Genomic DNA, 26,599 nt, shown 5'->3' on the forward strand with positions numbered 1-26,599 from the left:
TAAAAAAAATAGTCTCATAATTATATGAGATTAAAATCTAAAAGATTAAGAGAAGTGAGAGAGAACATCCTAATTACATACTTAAATTACTTTTAATGCCCAGTATTTTTCTCCATTAGTTTTACTTGAAAATTAATATAAATTTATTATAATTAAGTATGCATTAATATGTCAACAATTATTAAATTTAGGTAAACAAAATTAACTTATACTGTTTTTTCGTGTAAACATTATACATTTTCGTTAAAGTTATTCATTTACACTTATTTATGAAAATCGGTATGAACCGTTCTATAAGACATTGTATCCCTCCAGCGGTTTGATGAGTTGCGTTTAGTTATATGCTGACAGGTGCGTTTATATTCGATGTAGGAAAACATAATTCCTAGTTTGTTCTTGTTCTTGTTCTTTTATGGAAAAGTAACATTTGTCATGTTGTGTTTATAGAGTCCAAAAAGAGTAGCACCCTTTTCAGGTACTACTCTATCTTTACGCAATTGTATATATGGCTTAATATCCAAGTATGCCGACAATTTGAGTTGCTTTGTTATTACGAATGGAATAATAAATTTCTAAGCCTTTACGTTCAGCTTTTAGTACTTTACCCTTCATTTTCGATAAATGTTGTGAAACAGATGATTGGGGTATCTCTAAAATTTTTGTTAGCTGAGAAACATTAAAAGTATTATGCTTGCTTAGCTCGTTTACAATACGTAAACGAATTGGATGCGCCATTATTTTTAAAATTTCAACATCTTCTTCTGTAATATTAGTTTTTTTTGATTCGAGTACAGTGCTTGTCATAGTTATTCTCCTTTATTACTTTCTTATGAGAAGTTATTTACCCTAGTATTCCGTATCAAAATTTTATATATCTTAATAGATAAAAATCAATGTAACATTAATAAATTCTATAGTTATTATATACCGGATTTTCTATTAGAGTGTGAAGTTCATCTGGAGTTTTCATGATTTTTGTATATTCTAATGTGCAACTAAACGAATGTGTATCTGAGGTCTGATATTGCATAATTGTAAATAACAAAAATAGAAAGTTCTCATATTTACTAAAGGTAAGTAATCCTTCTATTTTATTTTTCTACAATATAATTACGTTTTTATAGGGGAGCACCACACATCTATCAACTTAAGATTGGAAACAAAGTGTACTTTCATTTTGCGGGGTAAAGCATTCCTAAAATAGAAGAATACTCTTAATAATACGCATACCAAATAACTCTTATCATTTTATTAAAAGTCAAGGAAACAGTAATGAAATCCTATATTTATACGATTGAATATAATGTCACACATTTTATAAGGTAAAAAGAAAAGGATAGATGAACAAGAGAGTATACCTGTTTACATCTATCCTTTTTTACAAAAAATATGACCATATTAACTACTACAACAAGGATTTTTACCAAAACAAATTTTCATATAGTTATTGAACTATTTTTTAAATAACTAAATTAACCTCTTCGTTAACTTTAATTACGAATAATTGGTCCCCTTCACCTTCAATTAGATCAACTACATCTTCATTAAAAGATTCAGCATGTTATCTACCATTTCTATTAAACTAGCTGTTTTTATTTTCCCTGATTCCTCTCCATACCTAAGGTACCCAAAAGTCCACTGGATTCCCGAGGCTACCATCCACATTTGTGTCTCTGAAAAGACATTTTGTGCCACTAAACCTAACTGTAGATTCCAAACAAGCTAAATCATGAAAATACACACAAAGATAAATTATCTTCCATTACATTACTGTTTTGCTTCGTTTGAATAGAAAAACTCGGAAGAACGCCACTTGTTAGATATCTCCTCAATGTGATAAGGTGTCGTTCTGCAGCATCCACCTATTAAACGTGCACCTGCTTGGTACCATTCTTCAGATTGAATATTCAACGCGTTACATTGTTCATGACCATGCCATGTTTTTGTTTCTGGATTATAAGTTTCACCAGAGTTTGGATAAACAATAATCGGTTTTTTGGTGTTTGCCCTCAACTCTTGGATTGCACCAGTCACAACGGTTACTGGCGCACAATTGATGCCTATCGCTACAATTTGTTCACTTTTCTCAAAAACTCGTGCACACTCCACGAGTTTCATACCTTCACTAATCTCTTTCTCATTTTTTAGTGAAAAGGAAAGCCACGCATATGTTTCTGGAAACTCACGCAATAATGTATCTAATACTCTTGCTTCTTGCAGGGAAGGGATCGTTTCAAATGCCAATAGATCTGCACCTGCTTCGATTAACGCAGACATTCTCGAACGGTGAAAGTCTGCTAATGTTTTATCTGTCACACCATAGTTGCCTACATACTCTGAACCATCTGCAAGGTAAGCGCCGTACGGCCCAACTGATGCAACAACCAAAGGTTTAGGCCTATTCGTTTGCGTATTTTCCTTCCAAAAATCATCTCTTGCCCTTCTTGCAAGTAACACCGTTTTCTTAATTAACTCCAAAGCTTCCTGTTCTTGTATTCCACGCGTGGAAAAACCACTAATAGTAGCTTGATAGCTTGCTGTTATGGCACAGTCCGCTCCAGCACGAAAATAGTCTGAATGAACCTGATAAATTAGTTCCGGATTTTCTAGTAACACACGTGCCGACCAAAGAGGATCGTCCAAATTACATCCATGCGCCTCCAATTCTGTAGCTAATGCTCCGTCAAGAAGCATAATGGATTGTTGGGATAAAATATCATCAATTGGATTGATTTTGTTCGACATAATCTAAGCCCCTCTTTTTTAGATTTTTTGTTAGATAATAACTTCCATAGCAAAACAAAATAAACGGTATGCCGCAATATAAGGCAATTCTCTGTGTTGGATCGAATGCAATTCCAATACACGATGCCAGACAAAGGCTAAAAGAAGCAATTGGTACTAATGGATATAGTGGTGTGCGATAAATCAAATCCTTTTCAGAATTTCCTTCTTTCAAAAATTGTCTGCGAAATAGGAACTGGGAAGCACTAATACTCATCCAAACTATAACTACTGCTAGACCGGAAATGGAAACAAGTACGATATAGACAGTATCTGGTGCCACAATACTTGAGAGCAAAGCCAAAGCTCCACCCACCATACTGAAAATGACGGCGTTGATTGGAACACCTTGCTTCGTCATTTTCCCAAAAATCGGGGATATCGTATTCTTATTAGCAAGCGACCAAAGCATTCTAGAAGAGGCATAAAGGCCTGAGTTTGCCGCAGATAAAATGGCTGTTAAGATAACAAAATTCATTATGTCAGCTGAATATGGCACCCCAATTCGTTCTAGAACTGCAACAAAAGGGCTCTCTAATACCCCTGCATCGGAAATAGGCAATAACGCAGATAAAACAACAATCGTTCCTACAAAAAAGATGATCAATCTCCACAGAGTAGTTCGAATGGCCTTCGGTATCATTTTTTCCGGGTTCGCTGTTTCTCCAGCTGCAATGCCTATTAATTCTGTTCCCGAAAAAGCAAAATTAACCGCAAGCATGGTCATCATAATGGCCGTAGCACCATGAGGAAATAAACCTCCACTTGTAAAATTAGAAAAGAATGGTGCTGGTTTTGAATGAGTCATCGGAAGAAACCCTAACATTGCGGCTACTCCTAAAACAATAAAAATTACAATAGCTATAACCTTTATCAATGAAAACCAAAATTCGGATTCGGCAAAAAATTTAACAGTCAGGACATTTAATAAAAAGATCAAAATGGCAAAAAGAGCACTCCATACCCAAACATTAATCGATGGAAACCATGGCTTCATAAGTAATCCTGCGGCTGTAAATTCAGAACCTAAAGCAACAGTCCAAGTTAACCAATACAACCAGGCTACTGTATACCCTGTACCCGGTCCAATGTATTTAACTGCATAACTATGAAATGCACCCGTTTCAGGCATATGTACGGAAAGCTCTCCTAAACATAGCATAACTAGATAAACCACTAGCGCACCAATCAGATAGGATAGAATTGTTCCAAATGGGCCAGCTTGTTGAATAGTGTAACCCGAACTTAAGAATAAGCCAGTTCCAATCACCCCACCAAGTGATAGCATGACTAAATGACGTGCTTGCATTTTCCTTTGAAATTCTTGCCCATTTTTGTTCTCCATTTCTACTCTCCTTTAGTTACTATCCAGAAAAAACAAAAGCGCACTCTAAAAAAGAGGGCGCTACTGACAAATAAAAACGGAAGCTCTCATCTATCAGGATTATCACCCGCTGGAATTAGCACAGTGTCTACTTAAGCAGACCTGTTGCTGAGGTTTCATAAGGCCAGTCCCTCCACCTCTCTGGATAAGAAATATTTTTTTATAACCTTATCAATCCATTCAATAACTGTCAAGATAATTCTGTTTTTTTAAAAAATTATCTATTATAGAAATACAAAAAATAGAGTATTACTATAACTGCAATCCACTCCTTCTTGGGTATTATTTAAAAATCGAACATACAAAACCTCATTTATTTATGATACGGTTCACAAGCACTTCCTCAAAATTTGATGCATTTCTAAATATCTTCTTACTTCTTTGACTATAGGTTCACCATACATAACCATCAACTCAGGAGATTTTAATATCCCCAAATGTCAAAAAACGTTATCCTTTCAAAACAAGCTAAATTAGAAAGGATGATGTTTTCTTATGAATCTCTCGATTCAAGATGAATTATATAACAAAGAGGATGGAGATAATTAGATAACCTCATTACATAATAAAAAACTGTAACATGTTAATCTTAAGAGCTGTTTCGATAGCTCTTATATATCTCTTCATTTTTAAAAATTATAGATTAGCTTTTTAAAGTTAATCACAAAGAATATGTATCAAATAGATACTCTCTAAAAAGTTAATTCCTTAACATACGAGGAGATCGGCTTTTTCTTTATAAAATTTTTCTTAGCGTACGAAATTCACGTTTTGTTGGTGTTAACCCACATCTATCAACTTAAGAATTTGGTAGTTCCTCAAAAAGAAGAAAATTTTTATTTTGGAGACACCTTAAAATATTAGCTTGATAGACATGTGGTGATCCTACTATCATTAACAAGTGTCCACTTTCACCTTTCATTTAGTTCTAATTCTTTTCATTTAACTATTCTTTATCTTTTACTGAAGCTTTTTCTATTTTATACATTTCAAAACTATCCTTTATCTCATTAAAAAAAGCTTACCAAGAGAAGAAATTACTTTCTCTTGATAAAGCTTTAACTTTGTATAACCTTCTTTTACAATCCCTTTATATTTCACTCTAAAAATTACAGGTAATCTAATATTATAATCGATAAGATAAGACATTAATGCCTTGCCAATCATAATAAACTAATATTCCTGAATAAGTCGCTTCAGGCAAACGCTGTCTCCAATATTCTGAACCTAACTTTTCATTTTCCTCTTTATTATCAATGACGGCAAGTTCTACAAGAATTGCAGGCATTGTATTTCACGAATAACATATTGTTATGACTGCTGTTATTCTTCTCTAATTACATCTATAACATTATCCTTTTGAATTTTCCGAAGTGGTATTAGTACCGCTACATAACTAATCAACAGTGCAGTTATAAATGTGATAAAGATAGATTGATAAGGAATAATCCATTCAAAAGACACCATATTCGAAAGTGCTACATAAAGAATATATGAAAGCATACAGCCGAAAAAGATTCCTTGTATACTTCCAAAGAGACCGTACAGGAGCCCTTCATAAGTAATCATCTTTTTCAAATCCTTTTGCGACATACCAATCGATTTTAAAGCAGCTAATTCTTTTCTTCTCATAATGATGCTGACTGTAATGGTATTTAAAATATTCACACAACCAATCAGTGTAATAACAGCTATAAATCCGTACCCTAATATTTTTATATAAATTATATTATCTGTATGGAAATTACTTTGAACGATATTATTTTTTACATCTATAGATGCATCTCCACCGAGTTTCTTTTGTATATCTAAAATTGTAGCATCAGCCTGAGATTGATTCTCTAAATCAATTTCAAAACTTGTTAATTTTTGTGGAGATGGTGTAATATATTCGGCTATTTGTTCACTAGTAATAAAAGTTATGGTATCCATCACTCTGCTCATATTAAAAATATCCAATTCTACAATTGCAGCTATTTTTAAAGTTTCTAGTTTTTCTTCATTGTAGGAGATTTCCTCTGTAGATTTTCTTTCCTGCTGACTTGTTATTTGGATTTCATCCCCTACCTGAAAAGTGCTTAGAGAACCTATATATTTTTTACTTGTATTCATATCATTTGATGCAGCTTGTTTTACTAAAATAACCTCTTTTTCACGATTTAATTTTGAAATATCAATTCTTCCACTAGTTACATTTTCAGCTAGTTTCTTTAAACTATTCTCATCGTATGCTTTTATTTGTGTTTTCACAATTTCTACAGTTTGATTATTATATTTTACTTTTTGATACAGCGATTCATTTCCTTGTAATTCTTTAATTTGTTTATTTTTTGGTACTTTCGTATAAAAATCATTTGCCTGATATTGCTTGTACAGCTTTTCTACGTTATTAACTTTATAAATATTTCGACTCATATGATCTATGCTAGTCTTGTCTAAATTTGAATTAACCGTAACTGATATATCCGATTTTAGAGCTTGAATTTCCGGTTGTTTACGCTGAATGACAGTATCTATGAGAAACGTAAACGTGATATACAGTACACTACTTATAATAATAGACAAGATTGTAACTGTATATCTATTTGGATTCCTTTGGATATTTTTTAATGCCATACTTAACGGAAAAGATAGTGGTTTCTTTAGTTTTGTTCTCTTTTTTTTCTTTATTTTTTCTTTTTTTATAGCTAATCGGCTACTTACGGCCAGTAACGGTGAAATTCTACCTGCAAAAAAAGCAGGAAAATAGCTTGAAATATAGACAGTTATCAACGTAATTAAAGAACTTACACATATAATTAACCAATCTAATTTAATTGTATATCCCATAGAGTTTTTAAGTACGTTTATCAGTACTTGATTAAGTAAAAAGACTACTAATACACTGCACAAAATCCCAAAGAATATAGCAATAATAGAAAGAAATGTTGCTTCTCTTATCACAATTTTTCTGATTTGTTTTTTTGTAGCTACTATACTCCTCAATAAACCAAACTGTTTCATTCGCTCTACTATACTAATTTGAAATGCATTGTAAATAATAACAATTGTAGAAATCACAACAATCCCAATACTAATAGCGGCTGCCACCATTATCTCCACACTAGGCTTTAAGGCTCTCTTTAATTCGTTATTCACTCTTATATTTTCTTTATTCGTCAATAATTTAAATTGATTTTCAACTTCATCAAAGTTTGCGTACTTATGCAATTCAATTAATACGCTACCTTCTCCAACTTTAAACTTATTTTTATATGTTAATAATTGACCTGTTTTATTTTCCTGAGTACCACTAGACTTATTTAACACACCAACAAGTTTATATTTCTTTTCATGAATAATAAACATATCGCCTAATTTAAGATTGGGCCCGAAGTAAGGTAGCATCCATTTTTCCAAAACAGCCTCGTTTTCATTTGAAGGTAGCTTACCATGTACAGGAATACTAGACTTTAACAGCTTCAATGCTTGATGATCTGCATACATATAAGAGACAGCTATCTCATGAATATGGAGCACCTCTCCTGGAGTTATAATGCCATAAGAAGATATATTTGGATTACTTTTTATCATATTGAAAAGCTTTTGATTATAATTTTCAACTGAAATATTTGCGGAACCCATAGAACCTTTTTTAGCATTTTCAATTCCCGAAGTGTATCCACTATTAAAAAACAGTCCAATCGTTGTTATTAGCGCCAATGCTAGAATAATACCTGTTAATGTTAGCAAAGTACGTTTTATATTACTTCTGAGATATTTTTGGCTTAACTGTTTGTAACTATGAATCAATACTCCTCCCCTCCACATTTTTCTTGATTTTGCACTAATTGTTTATCTGAAATAATCATGCCATCTGTAATGGTTATAATTCGATCAGAGTTTGATGCGATAGCAGGGTCATGGGTAATTAAAATCACCGTCTGATTATATTTTTTAGCTGTTACTTTTAATAAATTCAGAACTTCTTTTGTATTTTTTGTATCTAGATTTCCGGTTGGTTCATCCGCTAAGATAATATCGGGTTTATTTATAAGAGATCTACCAATAGATACCCTTTGTTGTTGACCACCCGATAATTCAGAAGGCAAATGATCTCGTCTTTCATTTAACCCAAGGGTTTTTATAATTTCATCCAGGTAATGATCATCTACCTGTTCTTCGTCCAATAGAGCTGGCAAAGCAATATTTTCTTGTACATTCAAGACAGGAATTAAATTAAAAAACTGAAATATAAAGCCAACTTTTCTTCGGCGAAAAATAGAGAGTTCATTATCTTTATAATTGTAGATATTTTCATCACCTATAAACACATTTCCCGAACTCGGACGATCCAGCCCTCCTAAAATATGCAATAAGGTACTTTTACCAGAACCTGATGCTCCAACTATGGTTACGAATTCCCCCCTATGAATGGAAAGATTAATTCCTTTTAACGCCTGTACTTGGGTTTCTCCCTCTCCATATGTTTTTACTACATTTTCTAATCTAACAACCTCCATACAACTCATCCTTTTCACCGATTAATTTTGAACCTCTACAAAATAGATTTTATCCTTATCGTACTCACCATTCTCGTCTTTCACTGCATACACTTTCGAAACGTATTCGACCACCTTTTTTACCTTGTTTTTATTTTTATAATCAAAATTTTCTTTTGCAAACTGAATTAAAGAAAGGCTTACTTCTTTTTCTTCTAATTGTTTATATGTTTCCTCATTAACAATTACTATCGGTGATGAAAAATAGCCAATCCAATTATTTTGTTCAATATGTTGAACAGGTATCATTTGTCCATTTAAATTTAAATTTCCATCCTTAACTTCCTCATCTTCTGCATTTTTTCTATAAAATAAGTTTTTTTCACTCGTTAATTCTTTTATTTCTTTTACTGGGGTTGAAGTCATTGAACTATCTTCTTTTGATAAGGGTGTTCTTACAATTCCTTTTTTTAAGAATTTTTCAGCTGTTGATTTTGTAATAACCACATATTGTTTCTTTCTAACAGATGGTTTATCAAGTTCCTTGTCTATCTCTTCTTCAGTCATATTTTCTCCTTTTTCTTTCCATTATTTCTTAATATCTTCTTTCTGTTCGGTAGTGAGTTCTTGTTTTATTATTTCTGTGACCAATTTATAACTATAATCTGCTGTTCGTACGTTTTGATCTTTATACAGATTTTTAACAGCTGATATATTTTCTTTTGTTCCAGATACTATGATACCGTTTACTGGTTGTGAGGGACCATTTATATACCTATTTACAGCAAACCCTATACCTATAAAAATTGCTGTTACTACTAGAAATCCTATTATCTTTTTCATTTTATTCCTCCTCATATACTATGTTTAATCTGGGATTAGAACAGTAGTTTTTTCTTTATATAAACAGTGGCTAAAATGCTACAAGTCTTAATAAAGAATCATTACCTTCAGTATAGACGTCTTTAATTGTTAATTGAATAACTCTTGTCTTACTATATATACTTTAATCTTACAGTTTAGTAAGATTACTAAATCTAACTTTTTATATACTCGTAACTCTGCTCAAGATATATTTTAAAGTTGTACACTTAAATGGCTTTTATACACTTATTTAAGTACACACATACTTTTCAAATTCTCAAAAATCCGCTCCCATTCGGCTCTTATTCTCAATGAAGTGTTTTTTAAAATTCATTTACATAATTAATGCGAATCCAATTTTCATTTAACATTTTTGTATAAGATAACTTAAATAAAACATTACTGATTTTATAAAAACGTACAAATTCAACAAGACACTATTACAAGGTTTTTCAAAATATAAGCAAGTGCATGCATGAATTACGTAAGTATTCTGCTTTAAGTAATTGTTGTATCTCATTATGTGCTGAAAAGCTGCAAGCCGATTTGAGTATTATGCTTATACTCAGAAAAGCCTCTAAAAGTCCATTTCATTTCCATACTAAACTATTTTAAATTAGCCAATCAACGTGTAAAATAACTGTCATAATCAAAGACAAATGAGGAGAGATACTGTGGATAAAGTATTATTCGTTGAAGACGATAACGATCTAGGAATGGCTATTGAGTTTACTCTAAAAGGAGAAGGACTTGAGGTTATAAGAGTTTCTACTGTACAAGATGCAAAAGACCAATACGAAAATAATCAATTTGACTTAGCTATATTGGATGTTGGACTCCCAGATGGAAATGGGTATGATTTATGTACCTATCTTAAAAGAAAAGGTGATATACCTATTATTTTTCTTACCGCACTAGATGAGGAGGCAAATGTAGTAATGGGCCTTGAAATTGGTGGAGATGATTATATAACAAAACCCTTCAGGGTAAAAGAGCTATTATCTAGAGTAAAGGTACAATTAAGAAAAAAAATTAAAACAGCTTCTAATACTATATTGAGGTCTGGAAATATACAGCTTGAAGTTGAAGCGGCCAGAGCTTTTAAGCATGAGAAAAGTATAAATTTAACACATTTAGAATACAAACTCTTATTAACGTTAATGCTAAATCCTCATAAAGTGTTAAAAAGAAATGAGATATTGAAAAAAATAGTAGATGAAAGTGAAGTGTTTTTCGATGAAAATACTCTTTCTGTTTATGTAAAAAGATTAAGAAGTAAAATTGAGGATACTCCACAAAATCCTAACTGTATAATCACACAAAGAGGTGTCGGATATTTCTGGAATAAAGACGTCAGTAAGGAGTAATTTGATGATAAATAGAGAAATAAAAATTAATATACTTACATTAGCATTAATCTCTTTTTTATTTATTATATATCAAGTTATCACAGTTCATATTCTATATGACCATTTAAAAAATGATTATATTACTATTTGGAGTGAAATTACCGGAAAACTAGTTGCACAAAACCCAGAAAATGAATACGAAATTATACAAGCACTTACAAATGATACAGCGAATAAAAAAGATTATTCCAGTGATGGAGAAATGCTATTAAATCAATATGGTCTATCTGCTGAATTGGATTCAAGACTTTTTCCTTATTTAAATAAACATATATCCCAAAACAACATAAACATGTTCCTTGGAGCAATAGGGTTCAGTTTAATCCTAATTTTTCTAAATTACTTACAATATAAATCTTTTTTCTTAAAAATTAGAAATGTAACAGCTGCAGCGAATAAAATTATTGAAGGTAATTACACAATTGATATCAAGGAAAATAGAGAAGGAGATCTAGCTAAACTTGCTAATTCTTTTCATAAACTGAAAAATGTTATTAGAAAAAGTATGCATAATTTAATGGAAGAGAAACAATTTTTAATTCAAACTTTACAAGATATTTCTCATCAACTAAAAACACCACTCTCCACACTAACAGTGAACAACGATATCTTATTACAAGATAAATTAAATGAACAGCAATATCATTTTTTACACAATAATGAGGTTCAAATTTCAAGAATCAGCTTTTTAATACAGAATTTATTAAAAGTTTCAAAAATAGATGCTAGGGCAATACTATTTGAAAAAGAAAACTCTGATATTATTGATACAATTTATGAGGTCATTGCTAGTTTGAACAGTAAATTAGATAAAAAAAATATGAACATACATTTAAAAACCAATGAAAAAATATCACTTTTACATGACAGTATTTGGATGCAAGAAGCTTTATTAAATATTTTAAAGAATTCCATTGAACATTCAAATGATAATAGTTCTATATATATTGAAGTCACAAACTCTCCTATTCATACTGAAATTATAATTCAAGATTTTGGTGAAGGTATTGCATCAGAAGATTTGCCATATATATTCGATAGATTTTACAAGGCAAAAAATTCTAAAAAAGAAGGATCAATTGGAATTGGCTTAGCACTAGCAAAATCAATTATCGAAGCTCATCATGGATTTATTAAAGTAGAAAGCCAAAAACATTCATTCACAAAGTTTACAATAACTTTTATGAAGTATTAAGAGCCATTAAATTTTTTTAACATCCAAAATTTTGAGTATAATTTTTAAAAGTTAATTAGCGTTGAAAAAAGAAGAATGACTGTGGAGAGATAAATTTTTCGTTTTTAGATTATTATAGGAACTTAACTTAATGGTCAAGGGGTCTCGTCACATATCCATCAACTTAAAGACGTGTGACGAGACCCCTTACATTATAAAATTAATTACTATTTTCACGTCTTTCTATAAATGTGAGTTGTAGCATACATCTTTCACAATTTGAACCATAACTTTACCCTTTTGGCAAGATTATGTTTCAAGTAACAAAGAACAAGAAAATGAATACTAAATGTTACAGGTAATATAAAAAGATTATAAGACCAATACTCTACAAACAAATTAACCAGCTCCTCAAAATCAAGAACTTGTTAATTTGTTTGTAAATATTAAATTAAATAATAAGTATATAAAAATTATTAAATTTAATATTTACTTGAAACAATACATATAGAGTTACCTACCAAATCGTATCTTCCAAAGTAATTAGGTATTATAAAGTGGTCTCCTTTTTTAAAGAAATAGTGCTCCCCTTCTTTAATTAACTCACCTTCACCATGTATTACACTAACAAGAAGGAAGGCTTTTTGTTGTTCCAAACTAGCTGATCCATCTAACTCCCATTTTTCCACTAAAAAATACGGACATTTAATAAAATTAGTTATACTCAAATCATCTACTTTTTCATTTTTAAATGTTAACTGATTCGAAATACATGGAGTTTCTATTACATCAATACTGCTTTCAAGATGAAGATCCCGTAAATTACCTTCTGAATCTCTTCTATCATAATCATACAATCTATAGGTTGTATCAGAGTTTTGCTGCGTTTCTAATATCAAAATCCCTTTACCAATTGCATGAACAGTTCCACTCGGCACATAGAAGAAATCTCCAGGTTTCACCTTCACGCGATGCAACAGTTGGTTCCACTCTTTCTTTTCAATCATAGCCATGAATTCTTCTTTTGTTTTCGCATGATGTCCATAAATAATTTCCGCGTCTTTTATGGAATCGATTACATACCAGCATTCTGTTTTTCCTAGTTCTCCATTTTCATGTACGCTGGCATACTCATCGTTGGGATGAACTTGAACAGATAAATCTTGATTGGCATCCAAAATTTTTGTAAGAAGAGGGAAACGCTCCCCCTCCATATTTCCAAATAAATCTCGATGGTTATCCCACAATTCACCCAAAGATAGCCCTTTATACTTTCCGTTCTTAACAATACTTTGTCCATGTTGATGTGCAGCAAAAGCCCAACACTCTCCAGTTTGATTTGATGGAATCTCATATCCAAAAGAAGTTAAATGTGTTCCACCCCAAATTCTTTCTTTAAAAACAGGTGCAAAAAATAATGGTTCAGTCATGATTTAAATCCCCCATTCTATGCTATTTCATCTAGTAGTTTGTATGCTTCTGCTTTTGTTCGAACAGATAATAACCGCTCTCTAAAACTGTCATCCATAAGTTTTCGAGAAAGCATTTGAAGGATTTTTAAATGTTCATTCCCTTCATTTCCTTTTGGTACCGCAATCATAAATATTAACTTCGCTTCCGTTCCATCAAGGCTTTTCCAATCTATGCCCGATTGTTTAATTCCAAATACCACACTCGGTTTCCTTACGGCAGCTGATTTCCCATGTGGAATCGCAATGTTTATGCCAATACCTGTAGTACTTTCTTGCTCACGGTTCATAATAGCCTGTTTAAATTCTGTCACTGAATGTAATGCACCTACATGCTTTAATTTTTGAATCATTTCATCAATGATGTCATCTCTTGTTTCCCCTTTTAAGTCCGTTTCAATTAATTCTAAACTTGTAATATCTGTTAATTTTTTTATCTCTACCTTATCTACTTGTTCGCCTCTTGCTTGAGTTTCTTGTTCCAGTTGTTGCACTTCTATTGTTGCTGAAACTTCTTTTATTTGTTCATTTTCTTGTTTTTCTAACTTTGAAACGTCTTTTTTCAATACATTTACTACAACAGCTGTCACAATAGAGCCTACAATTACAGCCACAAAAAACATAAATACATTATCTACTGCTCCTAACACAGCAACAATTGGACCACCATGTGCTACTCTGTCTCCTACATGACCAATCATCGCAATCACAGCACCCGTCATCGAACCAGCCATTATACTTGGAATAACCCGAAGTGGATCTTGTGCTGCAAAGGGAATCGCACCTTCCGTAATACCAAATAGCCCCATTGTAAATGATGCTTTACCCATTTCTCTCTCTGAATCTTGAAATTTCCCCTTACCTATGAAAGTAGCCAGTCCCATTCCAATTGGTGGTATACAAATTGCTGCAGCAATTGGACCCATAATTTCATAGTTTCCTTCTCCAATCATTGCTGAACCAAATAAGAATGCTACTTTATTGACTGGACCACCCATATCAAATGAAATCATTGCACCTAAAATTAATGCTAAGAGAATTGAACTTGACCCTTGCATACCTGCTAACCAAGCTGTTAATGATACGAAAACTTGTGCGACAGGGGCACCAATAATAAATACAAATGCTAAACCTACAATAAGGGAAGTAAATACCGGAATAATAATAATCGGCATAATTGGTTGAATCGCTTTTGGAACTTTTAATTTTTTGATTCCTAATGCTATGTAACCAGCTAAGAAACCAGCGATAATTCCACCGAGAAAACCAGCACCACTTTCACTTCCGTAAAATCTTCCTGTTGCTGCAATATATCCACCAATCATTCCAGGAACAAGTCCAGGTTTATCCGCTATACTATATGCAATATATCCAGCAAGTATTGGAACCATGAACGTAAATGATGCACCACCAATTTGTTCAATGGTTTTCCAAAAAGAACCCTCTGGAATCACTAGCCCCCCAGGAGTTTTTTCTCCCCCAAGTGTTAACGCAATTGCAATTAATAATCCTCCAACTACGATAAATGGGACCATAAAAGATACACCATTCATTAAATGACGATATATCGGATTTTGCTTTTTTTCCTGTTGGTTACTTTCTACTTTTTTTGACTGTGAATGATAAATAGATACATTCCCGCTGATTACTTTCTCAATTAATTCTCCTGGTTTACGAATACCATCCTGCACTCCAACAACCAACAATTTTTTCCCTACAAATCTATCTTTATTTACGACTCTATCCGCAGCTATAATAATGCCGTCCGCCTCGCGAATATCTTGTTCAGTTAACTCATTTTCTACCCCTATTCCACCTTGGGTTTCAACTTTCATTTGGACTCCTAATTTATCCGCTGTTTTTTGTAAATTTTCAGCTGCCATATAGGTATGGGCAATCCCATTCGGACATGATGTAACCGCTAACAATTTCATTCTTAATCCTCCTCACACTTTTTACTAAGCGCCTACATTTACTATAAATTAATATTAAAACGTCAAAAGTTTCATTTTTTACCGTAACTTCCGGAAAATAAATCTTTTACCTAAGCAAATAACAGTTATTTGGGCCTCTACTTTTCGGTTAAGTATGTAAAAAGGACAAAAATTTCATTACGTTTGTTTCTTTCGTAAGTTTTTGAATAAAGGATGGTTGCTCACTTATAAAGGATAGTTCCCGAAACAATTGTTTCGTTACCTCTTGTCCATCACTTTTAACTGCTAGCATAAATACAAGTGATACCTTCTCTGCTCCCCAATCAACTGGTTCTTTTAATGTAGCGATTGCAATTACTGACTCTTGAATAAATTTCGGGTTTCCATGAGGAATTGCAATTCCTCCCCCAATTGTTGTTGCTGACATTTTTTCTCTTATAATTGCATTTTCTGCATACTCTTTATCTACATAACCCTTACTATGCAAAGCATATGCTAATTTTTCAATTAACTCATATGGATGTTGTATATCTTGTTGTAAAAACACTAAAAATGGAGATGTATAATTGAGCATAACAAAGTCTTTTTGTTCTTTATAACTTGGCTCATCATAATTTTGTATAAAGTTCCCTAGCTTCTTTTCTTCTGGTCCCTCTAATAATGGGGATACTACTATATGAGGAATGTCTAATCTTGAAAGACTAGTAGTTGAAATAACGAGATTCACATCACGATGTTTCATTATATAACTTTTTAAATCAGCTTTTGAAATACAGTCCATCACATGGATATGACGAAATTTACGCTCAATTTTTGTACGTAACAACTGCGACATGCCAATGCCCATATGGCAAACAATAATTACATTTTTAGATTTTTCCTGGTGATTTAACCGTTCAACAGATGCTTCAAAGTGTAGAGTAAGATAAGCCGCTTCTTCTTCTGGAATATATATATTTAGAGATTCGTTTATCTCTTCTAATACTTGTATCAATACATTAAACACATAGGGATACATTCTCTTTATATCGTGTAACATCGGATTAGAGACAGAAAGATCATAGCTTAAGCGATTCAATGCGGTATATAGATGAATCGTTAACCCTTCAATTAAAATTTTGTCTTTACTGAAATCAATTTCATACAACTGCGACATACGTTTAACTAATTGCTGAATAACCATAGAAAGGATTGGATTACTTTCAGTAAGCGTGCTATCCTGCATTGGTTTATCTTGATAACGGATTTTCCCACCTAAAATATGAGCTGTTAAATACGTAACTTCTTCTTCTGTAAAATGAACTGAAAAAACACATTCCAACTGTTTTAAAAATTCCAATGTCCATATATATTCTTTTGTTTCTTTCAGTATTTTAATTTCCTTTTCAGCATTTAAAATAGGTTGTTTAAGTTTCATTCTCCGTACCATGAGCAATGTATGCACTAATAAACTTTCAAATGTATCATCTGTAAAAAACAATGCATTTCGTTTTTGTAACGCTTTCAATTCGTTCGTAACAAATTCAACCTCATGATATTGAAATTGTTCTTTAATAAATTGATTCGTAAGATCAGAATTACGAATCAAATCTGATAATCTAGCCAATGCTCTTCTTTTTTTCTTTTCATTTCCATCAATAATAAGTCCAACTCGCTGTTTTGAAACAATGGTTAAATCAAATTGATGTAACCATTTTTCAATTCTATCTAGATCTTTTTTTATAGTCGTTCGACTTACAAAATGTTGGGATGCCATATCCTGTGCAGTAACTGCCTTTACATTCATTAATAAGTTGTATGCAATTTGTAGAATCCTTTCTTCATCTGATTCATACTTTGTGCGATTATTAATACAATAAAGTTTATTAAACAAGTCCACCTTTTCATATTCCTCAATCTCTAAGTACACGCCTAATCCCGGTTTTCTAACAAGAATCGCACTTGAATAATTCGCAAGATGCTCCTCAATTATTTTAAAGTCATTACGAATTGTTTTTTCAGAGCAATTCACCTTATCGGCAAGGTCTTGTACTAATGAATAGTCGTTAGATTCAGATAATAGTAGAAATAAAATTTCTTTTTGTCTTGTATTCATAAATTTCACCTATCTCTTATATCTTTCTATTTTATATGCATTACTTTACAAGATACTTTTACCCTCTCTTATAACTAGCAATTTCGATTAGTTATACTCACTTTCAAATTTTAGCTACCTTACGTTAAAAATTCTTATTTAGAATTAATTATTTTTCTCGATACTCCAACATCATTTCTATATTAAGTATCTTCAGCAACTAAGAAGACAATTAATTTCAATATACCGTAAAGTATCCCCATTAAAAGTTTAATTTATTACCAAGGCTCCGGAAAAGCTGCTTTATTTCTGTAACGCAATAAAATTAGTTAAAACTAGCTATGGGAGCGACAATCGAAAATAGAATAATGCTTTTTTGCTGAAATTCTATAAATCAACAGGCCGAATAATTCATTCATTTATTATAATGATACAAATTCTGATAGCAAAGTACTTGCACTATACATAACTTATCCTTATTTGCTTAAATACGTAAAACTCATATAATGCTAACTATTTCAATTTACGAAGACTTTAGTAATAACGAAACTCTTTAATAAAATCCTGTATTAGTAGTTTTTTTATCTACATAATTAATTTTAATCTCTCTTCTAGAATCTCCCTATCTGATTGTGATTTTGAAATTACAAGACATGTATCATTCCCACAAATACACCCTACTTTTTCTTTCCAGTCTACAGAGTCTAATAACACACCTATAACATGTGCATTACCCGGTAAAGTTTTAATAATGGTTAATTGATTTATATAATCAATCTTTACGACAACTTCTCCAAACTTTTTCTTTAACATCATATCAGTTTGTATATTATCTCCTGTGAAGTTTTTATATATAGTTAAACCGTTTGAAGAAACTGTCTTTATTATATTTAATTCGCGAATATCTCGCGAAATAGTAGCTTGTGTTACAATTTCCCCCTTTTTTGCTAACAGCTCTACTAACTTTTCTTGTGTATCTATTTCATGCTCTCTCACCGCTTGTTTAATTAGCCTTTGTCTTTTCTCTTTTCTCATAAAAGACGCCCCTTATATCGTTATACTTTTATTATATCTTGGCATAAATTTTATTCGAAAGAGGCAAAGGAGAATGTTGCGGAAACGTTCATAGTTTTGAGTACTTTACGCACCTATAGGAGCACACCACACATCCATCAACTTAAGGATGTGAACTGCTTTTTATGAATCTGGATAAAAAAAGAAATATCTTTATTGGCTGAAGAGCTATATTGATATATAAGTACTAACCTTCAATTACCAATCCTATCCATTGCAATAAAATATGATAGGTTGTAAAATCTACCAGTATTTAATTAACGAACATTGTTTAAATCATTTCAACTAATATTTAAGAGGGGCATACAATGAATAAAATAAAAAGGTTACTAAAACGTAAAACGACTTGGATAATTCTTATCCTATTCGCATTTGTTTATGTAAATAACAGTTCTTTTTTTGCTGAGAGGGCCGATGGGACTCCTCTTCTTCTTGCTCACCGAGGGCTTTCGCAAACATTTAGCATGGAAGGGATTGAGGGTGATACATGTACAGCTGAACGTATAAATAAACCTGAATATCCTTATTTAGAAAATACAATTCCATCTATGGAAGCAGCATTTAAAGCTGGGGCTGATCTAGTAGAGTTTGATGTTCAACCAACTAAAGATAATAATTTTGTTATTTTTCATGACTGGACTCTTGATTGCCGTACTAATGGTAAAGGTGTTACAAGAGATTTTACAACAAAAGAATTACAAGCACTTGATATTGGTTACGGTTATACAGCTGATGGGGGTAAAACATTCCCATTTCGTGGTCAAGGGATTAATCTTATGCCAACACTTGATGAAGTACTTAACCATTTTTCAGATCGCTCTTTTCTTATTCATATTAAAAGTGATGATGAAAATGAAGGAATCCAATTGGCTGCTTACCTTAAGAAACTACCAGCAAAACGTCTTGAGCAACTAACTGTATATGGTGGCGATAAACCAATTGCTGCGATAAAAGAGCGCATCCCTAGTTTACGATTAATGTCTAAAGCGACCATGAAAAAGGATCTTCTTACTTATATGGCGTTAGGATGGACTGGTTACATGCCTTCAAGCCTGAAGCATGGGGAGTTACATATACCAGACAAAGTAGCTCCTTGGCTTTGGGGATGGCCAAATCGTTTTCTTAATCGAATGGATAAAGCTGATACTCGAGTTATCGTTGTAGGAGGAAATGGATTTGGATTTTCAAGTGGATTTGACTCGCTTGAAGATATAAAACGTCTTCCTGACGATTATACAGGTGGAATTTGGACAAACCGCATTGATAAAATAGCGCCTGTATTTCAAAAATAAAAGATGAAATAACAATCGAAGTTTTTTCATATGTTTAACCATTTATATTTTAAAAGAAGACTTATTAATAATGTTGAAGTTTTATACACCGATAAACACCGCTGATGACCTCCATTATTTATAGGAAATCAGGGGTGTTTTTTGGATGAATGCAACTCACTGTAATTCAAATCGAAGTACGACAACAATCAAAAAATAACCCGCTACATGTAAAAAATGAGCTAAATCCACATTAATAACTCATTGTAGATAAATTATTAACCTTGCAATATCTTCTTAAATTTAATTGTAGGGGTACCGCCACATGCCTATTAAACGTTTACTTTTATCCTTTATGACAATGCCTTTTTTCTTTTCACGTATCGCTTGGTTTTTCAGGCGTGTTTGCGTTTGATCATCGGTTAAATGATGGATAATGACACATGCTGGAAGCTTCTGATTTTGGCCAATGTATGCCTCGTGGATTTCTATCGTTTCACCAGGGATAAGATCCTACATCATTTGTGTCATATCAAGCTGGATGTATTCTGTTTACTTTTTTAACGTACCATTATTGAAGTATTCTGGGTCAGAGTTCTTGATATAAATGTGTGTATTCAACTTCAACCGTGAGATATAGTAAACCTTTTTATCCTGAATGGTTTGTAAGTCTACTAAATCGAAGTAACCGAGATCACGTAAACACAAATCGCCTGCTTCTATGGTTTCAAGACAGATGGTACCATATGTTTTATCATTATTCTTTCCTGGTCCAAGCTGCACGTTAATGAATTGACCGCTAAATAAATCATATTCCAATTGAATTTTCATGTCTGCCTTATTACTACTCCCACCTAAGCCTTGATAGTCGGTGGCGAATTGACCAGGTAGTTGAAACACTCTTGCATCTAGAATACGTATACGATTGAAAGTAGAGATTATATATGCAGAAAGTGAGTGATTTGAACAGAGTTTTTGTGTGAGAAGAGAAATAAAGATTTCTCGAAGAAATGCTACGTGTTAACTAATCCAAATGCATAAATCGGCCAAATCTCTTGTTTCATACTTACTTTTACGTTTTACGAAACTCTTCTCCTGTGCGAGCTGTTGAAGGATACTTGGAGATAGATATCGCTGGAGTTCTTTAGCGAATAAATGAAACTCATATTGAATCGATAGTGTCATAAAAAACGCCATCCTTTCTGTATTTTTCTACAAAGAGAATAGCGTTTTTTTGATTATATGATTATTTATTATTCATTATTAGCTGGATCCTCTCCTATATTCCCATCATCACTTGGTGGCGGTGGCGTACCATGGTCATCCCCATTGTTTGGTGGTGTTGTTTTTCCCTGGTCACTACCACTTTTTGGCGGCGTTGTATTTCCTTGGCTATTACCATTGTTTGGTGGTGTTGTATCTCCCTGGTCACTACCACTTTTTGGCGGCGTTGTATTCCCTTGGTCACTACCACTTTTTGGCGGCGTTGTATTTCCTTGGCCATTACCATTGTTTGGTGGTGTTGTATTTCCCCGGTCACTACCACTTTTTGGCGGCGTTGTATTTCCTTGGCCATTACCATTGTTTGGTGGTGTTGTATTTCCTTGGTCACTACCACTTTTTGGTTCACTTTGCTTTTTCTCTTCTAGTTTTTTTAATTCTTCTTGTTTCTTTTGCTTTTCTTTTTGCTTATTTTCACTCGGCTGTTCAGTCGTATTTTCTATTTTCGTATTTGGAGAAGAATCACGCTTCTCACCTTTAATACGTAATTCGCTACCTTCTTGAACTACACTGTTCGGCATTTTAAATTGTGACTTATCTGTAGCAAACTTACTCATCATTTCTTTAAAAATCAATTGAGCTATTTTCGTATTTTTACTACTAATATAATCATCTTTACTATCCTTTGTATATCCGGTCCATACTGCCATCGTATATTGTGGTGTATAACCAGCAAACCAACTATCACGAGTTGCACTTTCTGGTAGATTATATTGTGCTATTTGTTCTAAAGAATAGTTTGTTGTACCTGTTTTACCCGCTATATCTAAAGAACTTATATTAGCTGTTGTACCTAATCCAGATGAAACAAAAGTACGAAGCATATCAGTAATCATATATGCTGTAGAATCCTTCATAACTCGTTTTGACTTTTGCTCAAAGCTTTTTGATTTACCATCTGAATAAATGACTTTCTTAACAAAATGTGGCCTCGTATACTTACCATCATTACCAAATGCCGCATAAGCACCTGCAATTTCAGTCGGTGACGCTTCATTTGTACCAATCGCTGTTGATTCGGTCGGTGCTACATTAAATGTAATACCTAGCTTTTCAGAGAAACCTTTTGATCTATTAATTCCTACTTCTTTTGCAGTTTTTATTGCCGGGATATTTCGCGACGTCTTCAATGCATCACGCATTGTAATTAGTCCTAAATGCTTTCTATCAGCATTTCTAACTTCTTGTCCCGTTGAGTACTTAAATGGAGAATCATCAATTTGATGGTAAGTAGCCCATTTTAAATATTCAATTGCAGGAGCGTAATCAAAAATTGGTTTCATCGTTGAACCTGCTGAGCGATTTAATTCAATTGCAATATTATGTCCTTTAAAAACAGCTTTATTTTCACCACGCCCACTACCAATTGCACGTACTTCTCCTGTTTTCGTATCCATAAATGTGAAAGCCCCTTGGAATTTCTCATTTGGATAATTAATAATATCTTTATTTAGAAGCTTGTCCGCAAAATCCTGTGCCTTTGGATCTAATGTTGTATAAATTTCTAAACCGTCAGATCCAATATTAACATCTGGCAACTCTTTTTCAACTTCTTTCACAACCGCATCCATAAAAGCTGGATAGGGCATTTCTTTTTGTTCAGTTGCTTTCTTAAGTCCTTCTGTTACTGGAACTTTTGATGCTTCTTCCATTTCTTTTTTTGTAATATAACCATGTCGATTCATTAATTTAAGTACAACATTTCTTCTTTCTGTTACTTTTTTGATATTTTGTTCTTTCGTTGGATCATAATTATTAGGAGCTTTCATTAAACCAGCAAGCATTGCAACTTCTGGTAGTGTTAAATCTTTTAATTCCTTACCATAGTAATTTTGGACTGCAGTTGCGATTCCGTATGAACGGTTACCTAAGTAAACTTTATTTAAATACATTTCTAAAATTTCATGTTTTGAATACTGTTGTTCTAGTTTATATGCTAAATATATTTCTTGCGCCTTTCTCTTTGACGTTTTTTCCATTGATAAGAAGTAATTTTTTATAACTTGTTGTGTAATCGTACTTCCACCTTGAGAGCCGTAATCCCCTTTTAGGCTGACTAAGGCTGCACGTGCAGTACCTTTATAGTCTACGCCACTGTGCTCGTAAAAACGTGCATCTTCTGTTGCTAAAAACGCATTTTCTACTAACTTAGGAATCTGATCATACATAATATTCGTTCGTTTTTCTTTTCCATATTCATATATCAATTTACCATCTTTATCATAAATTTTTGAGGATAACGGATTAACAAGTTTTGCTTTCTCAAGTTTTGGAGCATCTTTGATCATAACGAAAAAGGTAGTAACCCCTGCGACTAACCCCACAATACCAAGTAATAAACAACTAACTAAAAACTTACGAAAAAACGATGTTTTACCTTTTGCTTTTTGTTTCTTAGCAGCAGGCTGTTTTTTCTTTTTAACTTGTCGTCGCTCCTCTCGAGAACGATAATTTTCTGACATGCTACTTTCTCCTGCCTTTCAATTCTCCTGTTGATTTACTTAAAATTATTGAAGCCACTTTTTAAATATATTCATATTTAAAAAGTGTACTAAATAGACAATTTAAGTAATACATTTGTTCCACTTTAAGATGAGAAAGAAATTTGAGCTTATCTGATAATGAAACAGAAACGATAATAGTGGCATAACTAAAAAAATGGAATTTCATAGAAAATCCATTTTTAGCTTGATGGGCATTTGGCTGTACCCCTTGTATAAGAGTATCCTGATATTACAAAAAAGAACTAAGATGTTTCATCCTAGCTCTTTTTTAGCAATATCAACTTATTATATACATTCCTCAATCATTATTTTACTTCATTGGCAATAAAGAAATGCTCACATACACTTGAAATACGTTTTAAATCCACATTGCCACCTGAAATAACCGCTACTACTTTTTTACCCTGTACATATTTATCAACCTTGCCTGCAAGAAGAGCGGCTGTGGCTAACGCTCCTGCTCCTTCTACGACAGCCTTTCCGCGTTGCAATAAGTCTTTCATCGCTACTTCTAATTCTTCTTCCGATACAGTTACAATTTCATCTACTAGGTTTTTTACAATTTCAAAGGTTAAATTTCCAGGTATTTTAACTGCACAACCATCCGCTATTGTTGGAGCTTTATAATGTGATACAATTTCTCCAGCATCATAAGAAGCTTTCATACCGTGTACGTTTTCAGCTTGAACTCCAATAATATTAATGGAGGGATTAAATGATTTCAGTGCTACAGCAATCCCTGAAATAATTCCTCCTCCACCAATAGGTACAATAACAGTATCAACATCCCACATATCATCCAGAATATCTAACCCAATTGTCCCTTGGCCAGCCATTACTTCTACATCATCATATGGATGTAGGTATGTTTCGCCTGTTTCTTTTATAATCTCTTCACATNTCCTGAAATAATTCCTCCTCCACCAATAGGTACAATAACAGTATCAACATCCCACATATCATCCAGAATATCTAACCCAATTGTCCCTTGGCCAGCCATTACTTCTACATCATCATATGGATGTAGGTATGTTTCGCCTGTTTCTTTTATAATCTCTTCACATTTTGCTTTTGCATCATCAAATGTATCACCGTATAAAATAACTTCAGAACCATATCCTCTCGTCGCATCCACTTTAGCTTGCGGTGCAGAGGTTGGCATCACAATTTTACTTTTGATACCAAGTAAATGAGAAGATAATGCGACACCTTGTGCATGATTTCCAGCTGAGCAGGCGATTACACCACGTTCTTTTTCTTCATTTGTAAGTTGAGAAATTTTATTAAATGCACCACGAAACTTGAACGAACCTGTTAACTGCATGTTTTCCAACTTTAAATAAATTTCTCCACCGGTTTTACTGGTTAAATAGAAAGATTTAACCAAAGGCGTTTTTCTAGCATTTCCATCTAAAATTTTTTGTGCATTTTTTATATTCCCAATGTTGAGTGGTAAAATTTCATTACTCATATTAACACTTCTTTCAATGGCTTATAATCTAACTCTAGTGTTGCGCCTAAATTCTCATAAGTTATCGTACCCTTGTAAATATTTATCCCCGTTGCTAAAGCCGGTTTATTTTGGATTGCATTCTCTAATCCATTTTTAGCTATTTCTAGTAAATACTCAATATTTCCATTTGCTAAGGCCATAGTAGAAGTACGTGGAGTAGCACCAGGCATATTTGGTACTGCATAATGGATTACATCATGTTTAATAAATACAGGATTATCATGAGTTGTATAATGATCGACTGTCTCTACCGTACCACCTTGATCTATTGCAATATCCACAATGACACTTCCTGGCTTCATAGATTGAACCATATACTCTTTAACAATTTTAGGAGGGCGAGATCCTGGTATTAAAATTGTTGAAATAAATNATTGCTTTCTTAAATATGCAATTCTTTCTTGATTAACCTCTAGGATTGTAACACTACATCCAATTCCAATTGCCATATCACAGGCATTAGTTGCAGCATTTCCTCCACCTAAAATAACTACATCTCCGGCAGGGATTCCCTCAATACCTGATAATAAGATCCCTTCTCCTTGATGTTGTTTTTCTAAATAATATGCTCCCATAAATACAGCACGACGCCCAGCAATTGCACTCATTGGCTTTAATAATGTCAAAACACCATCTTCGCTAATTGTTTCTCCTGCAATTGCAGTAGTACCAGCATTTCTCATTGCTTCTACGCATTCTTTCGACGCAGCCAAATGTAAAAAACCCCAGATTATAAGATCTTTTTTAAAGTAACGATATTCTTCAGGTAATGGTTCTTTTACTTTAACTACCATATCAACTTCCCAAGCTTCTCCTTGTGCTACTAAATTTGCACCTGCGCCTGTATATTCATCATTTGTATATCCTGATCCAATACCTGCATCTTTTTCTACTAAGATTTGATGCCCTTCTTCAACTAACTTCCGAACATTTTCAGGGGTCATTCCTACACGTGCTTCTCCCTTTTTTATCTCTTTAACTACTCCAATTCTCACTTCTAACACATCCTTTTATAAGCAATATAATACCTAGGATTAAAAAAGTAATACGCGAATTTACCAAACTTATTATGTCCATTCATGTTATTTTTATCGCCTAACTAGCTTTTAAGGTAGAAAACATTCAATATCAATTATTGTTATATGGATATGTAAACATTTTTGAAATCCTAGGTAATATTCCTCCTTCCAAAAGTATGTGGAATTGATTCGGCGACTAAAGAGACGATGCACTGAAAGAATGTATGTACTGAAATTGTCGCGAAAACAGCATTGCTACTTGTATTAATAACAGAAACTGTATTAGAATTCACATTGGCAAAATAATATATTAACTAATTCAGTCAATGATGACCTCATAAACGTAGATTTAAATTAAGAAACC

General features: G+C 32.9%; 14 protein-coding genes, 6 pseudogenes and 1 riboswitch. Of the genes and pseudogenes, 3 read left to right on the forward strand and 17 right to left on the reverse strand.

What is annotated here, in order from left to right; translation table 11 throughout:
- Window positions 1-510: 510 nt before the first annotated feature.
- The 7 genes and pseudogenes from ASE54_RS16430 to ASE54_RS16455 all read right to left on the reverse strand — a co-directional run bounded on the left by ASE54_RS16430 (window position 511) and on the right by ASE54_RS16455 (window position 9,492).
- Entirely contained in the window at window positions 511-804 is a 294-nt protein-coding gene (locus tag ASE54_RS16430; protein WP_000204906.1) for a metalloregulator ArsR/SmtB family transcription factor, read from the reverse strand.
- Between the two features lie 963 nt (window positions 805-1,767).
- On the reverse strand, window positions 1,768-2,745 hold the full coding sequence (mmuM, locus tag ASE54_RS16435) for a homocysteine S-methyltransferase (RefSeq protein WP_000066234.1): 978 nt from the start codon (window positions 2,743-2,745) through the stop codon (window positions 1,768-1,770).
- A complete protein-coding gene (gene mmuP, locus ASE54_RS16440; protein WP_000428522.1) occupies window positions 2,720-4,129 on the reverse strand; it encodes an S-methylmethionine permease in 1,410 nt (469 codons plus the stop codon). The genes mmuM and mmuP overlap by 26 nt, the downstream gene beginning before the upstream one ends.
- 83 nt (window positions 4,130-4,212) lie before the next feature.
- Window positions 4,213-4,320: riboswitch (SAM riboswitch) on the reverse strand.
- Between the two features lie 974 nt (window positions 4,321-5,294).
- Window positions 5,295-5,462, reverse strand: a pseudogene (locus tag ASE54_RS34540) (N-acetylmuramoyl-L-alanine amidase); the annotation flags it as partial.
- 29 nt (window positions 5,463-5,491) lie between these two features.
- The gene (locus ASE54_RS16445) at window positions 5,492-7,960 is read right to left on the reverse strand and encodes an ABC transporter permease (protein WP_000581945.1); all 2,469 of its coding nucleotides are present in this window, start codon (window positions 7,958-7,960) and stop codon (window positions 5,492-5,494) included.
- Complete coding sequence (locus tag ASE54_RS16450) at window positions 7,957-8,670, reverse strand: ABC transporter ATP-binding protein (RefSeq protein ID WP_000454406.1); 714 nt, start codon at window positions 8,668-8,670, stop codon at window positions 7,957-7,959. Before ASE54_RS16450 ends, ASE54_RS16445 begins: the two co-directional genes overlap by 4 nt.
- A gap of 21 nt (window positions 8,671-8,691) precedes the next feature.
- A pseudogene (locus tag ASE54_RS16455) lies at window positions 8,692-9,492 on the reverse strand (lipoprotein BA_5634 family protein).
- 695 nt (window positions 9,493-10,187) lie between these two features.
- On the opposite strand from ASE54_RS16455, the gene ASE54_RS16460 reads away from it, so the two are divergent.
- Together ASE54_RS16460 and ASE54_RS16465 are read left to right on the forward strand one after the other, a co-directional pair.
- Window positions 10,188-10,880 (forward strand): response regulator transcription factor, encoded by a 693-nt coding sequence (locus tag ASE54_RS16460; RefSeq protein ID WP_000362061.1) that lies wholly within the window; start codon window positions 10,188-10,190, stop codon window positions 10,878-10,880.
- A 4-nt stretch (window positions 10,881-10,884) separates the two neighbouring features.
- Complete coding sequence (locus tag ASE54_RS16465; protein WP_000610358.1) at window positions 10,885-12,117, forward strand: HAMP domain-containing sensor histidine kinase; 1,233 nt, start codon at window positions 10,885-10,887, stop codon at window positions 12,115-12,117.
- 461 nt (window positions 12,118-12,578) lie between these two features.
- Here ASE54_RS16465 and manA read toward each other — a convergent pair whose 3' ends face one another.
- The 4 genes from manA to ASE54_RS16485 all read right to left on the reverse strand — a co-directional run bounded on the left by manA (window position 12,579) and on the right by ASE54_RS16485 (window position 18,608).
- Window positions 12,579-13,526, reverse strand: a complete 948-nt coding sequence (gene manA, locus ASE54_RS16470; RefSeq protein ID WP_000138688.1) for a mannose-6-phosphate isomerase, class I — start codon at window positions 13,524-13,526, stop codon at window positions 12,579-12,581.
- Between the two features lie 17 nt (window positions 13,527-13,543).
- Window positions 13,544-15,499, reverse strand: coding sequence for a PTS fructose transporter subunit IIABC (locus ASE54_RS16475; protein ID WP_000770306.1), 1,956 nt, complete (start codon window positions 15,497-15,499; stop codon window positions 13,544-13,546).
- 148 nt (window positions 15,500-15,647) lie between these two features.
- Window positions 15,648-17,594, reverse strand: a complete 1,947-nt coding sequence (locus tag ASE54_RS16480) for a BglG family transcription antiterminator (RefSeq protein ID WP_001097425.1) — start codon at window positions 17,592-17,594, stop codon at window positions 15,648-15,650.
- A gap of 564 nt (window positions 17,595-18,158) precedes the next feature.
- Window positions 18,159-18,608, reverse strand: coding sequence for an ArgR family transcriptional regulator (locus tag ASE54_RS16485; RefSeq protein WP_001224400.1), 450 nt, complete (start codon window positions 18,606-18,608; stop codon window positions 18,159-18,161).
- A 347-nt stretch (window positions 18,609-18,955) separates the two neighbouring features.
- On the opposite strand from ASE54_RS16485, the gene ASE54_RS16490 reads away from it, so the two are divergent.
- The gene (locus ASE54_RS16490) at window positions 18,956-19,939 is read left to right on the forward strand and encodes a glycerophosphodiester phosphodiesterase family protein (RefSeq protein ID WP_001033628.1); all 984 of its coding nucleotides are present in this window, start codon (window positions 18,956-18,958) and stop codon (window positions 19,937-19,939) included.
- Window positions 19,940-20,242: 303 nt separating this feature from the next.
- On the opposite strand, the pseudogene ASE54_RS16495 reads toward ASE54_RS16490, so the two are convergent.
- The 6 genes and pseudogenes from ASE54_RS16495 to ASE54_RS37080 form a co-directional block, all read right to left on the reverse strand.
- A pseudogene (locus tag ASE54_RS16495) lies at window positions 20,243-21,103 on the reverse strand (IS4 family transposase); the annotation flags it as partial.
- Between the two features lie 68 nt (window positions 21,104-21,171).
- A complete protein-coding gene (locus ASE54_RS16500; RefSeq protein ID WP_001293931.1) occupies window positions 21,172-23,661 on the reverse strand; it encodes a PBP1A family penicillin-binding protein in 2,490 nt (829 codons plus the stop codon).
- Window positions 23,662-24,008: 347 nt separating this feature from the next.
- Window positions 24,009-24,603 (reverse strand): pyridoxal-phosphate dependent enzyme (locus tag ASE54_RS16505; protein ID WP_157449594.1); only part of this gene is annotated, 595 nt, incomplete at its 5' end.
- Between the two features lies 1 nt (window position 24,604).
- Window positions 24,605-25,174, reverse strand: a pseudogene (locus ASE54_RS16510) (pyridoxal-phosphate dependent enzyme); the annotation flags it as partial.
- A pseudogene (locus ASE54_RS37075) lies at window positions 25,171-25,588 on the reverse strand (alanine dehydrogenase); the annotation flags it as partial. The pseudogenes ASE54_RS16510 and ASE54_RS37075, both read right to left, overlap by 4 nt.
- Window position 25,589: 1 nt before the next feature.
- Window positions 25,590-26,211, reverse strand: a pseudogene (locus ASE54_RS37080) (alanine dehydrogenase); the annotation flags it as partial.
- Window positions 26,212-26,599: the final 388 nt, after the last annotated feature.

This window comes from Bacillus sp. Root131, from assembly GCF_001429475.1.
GTDB lineage: Bacteria > Bacillota > Bacilli > Bacillales > Bacillaceae_G > Bacillus_A > Bacillus_A thuringiensis_S.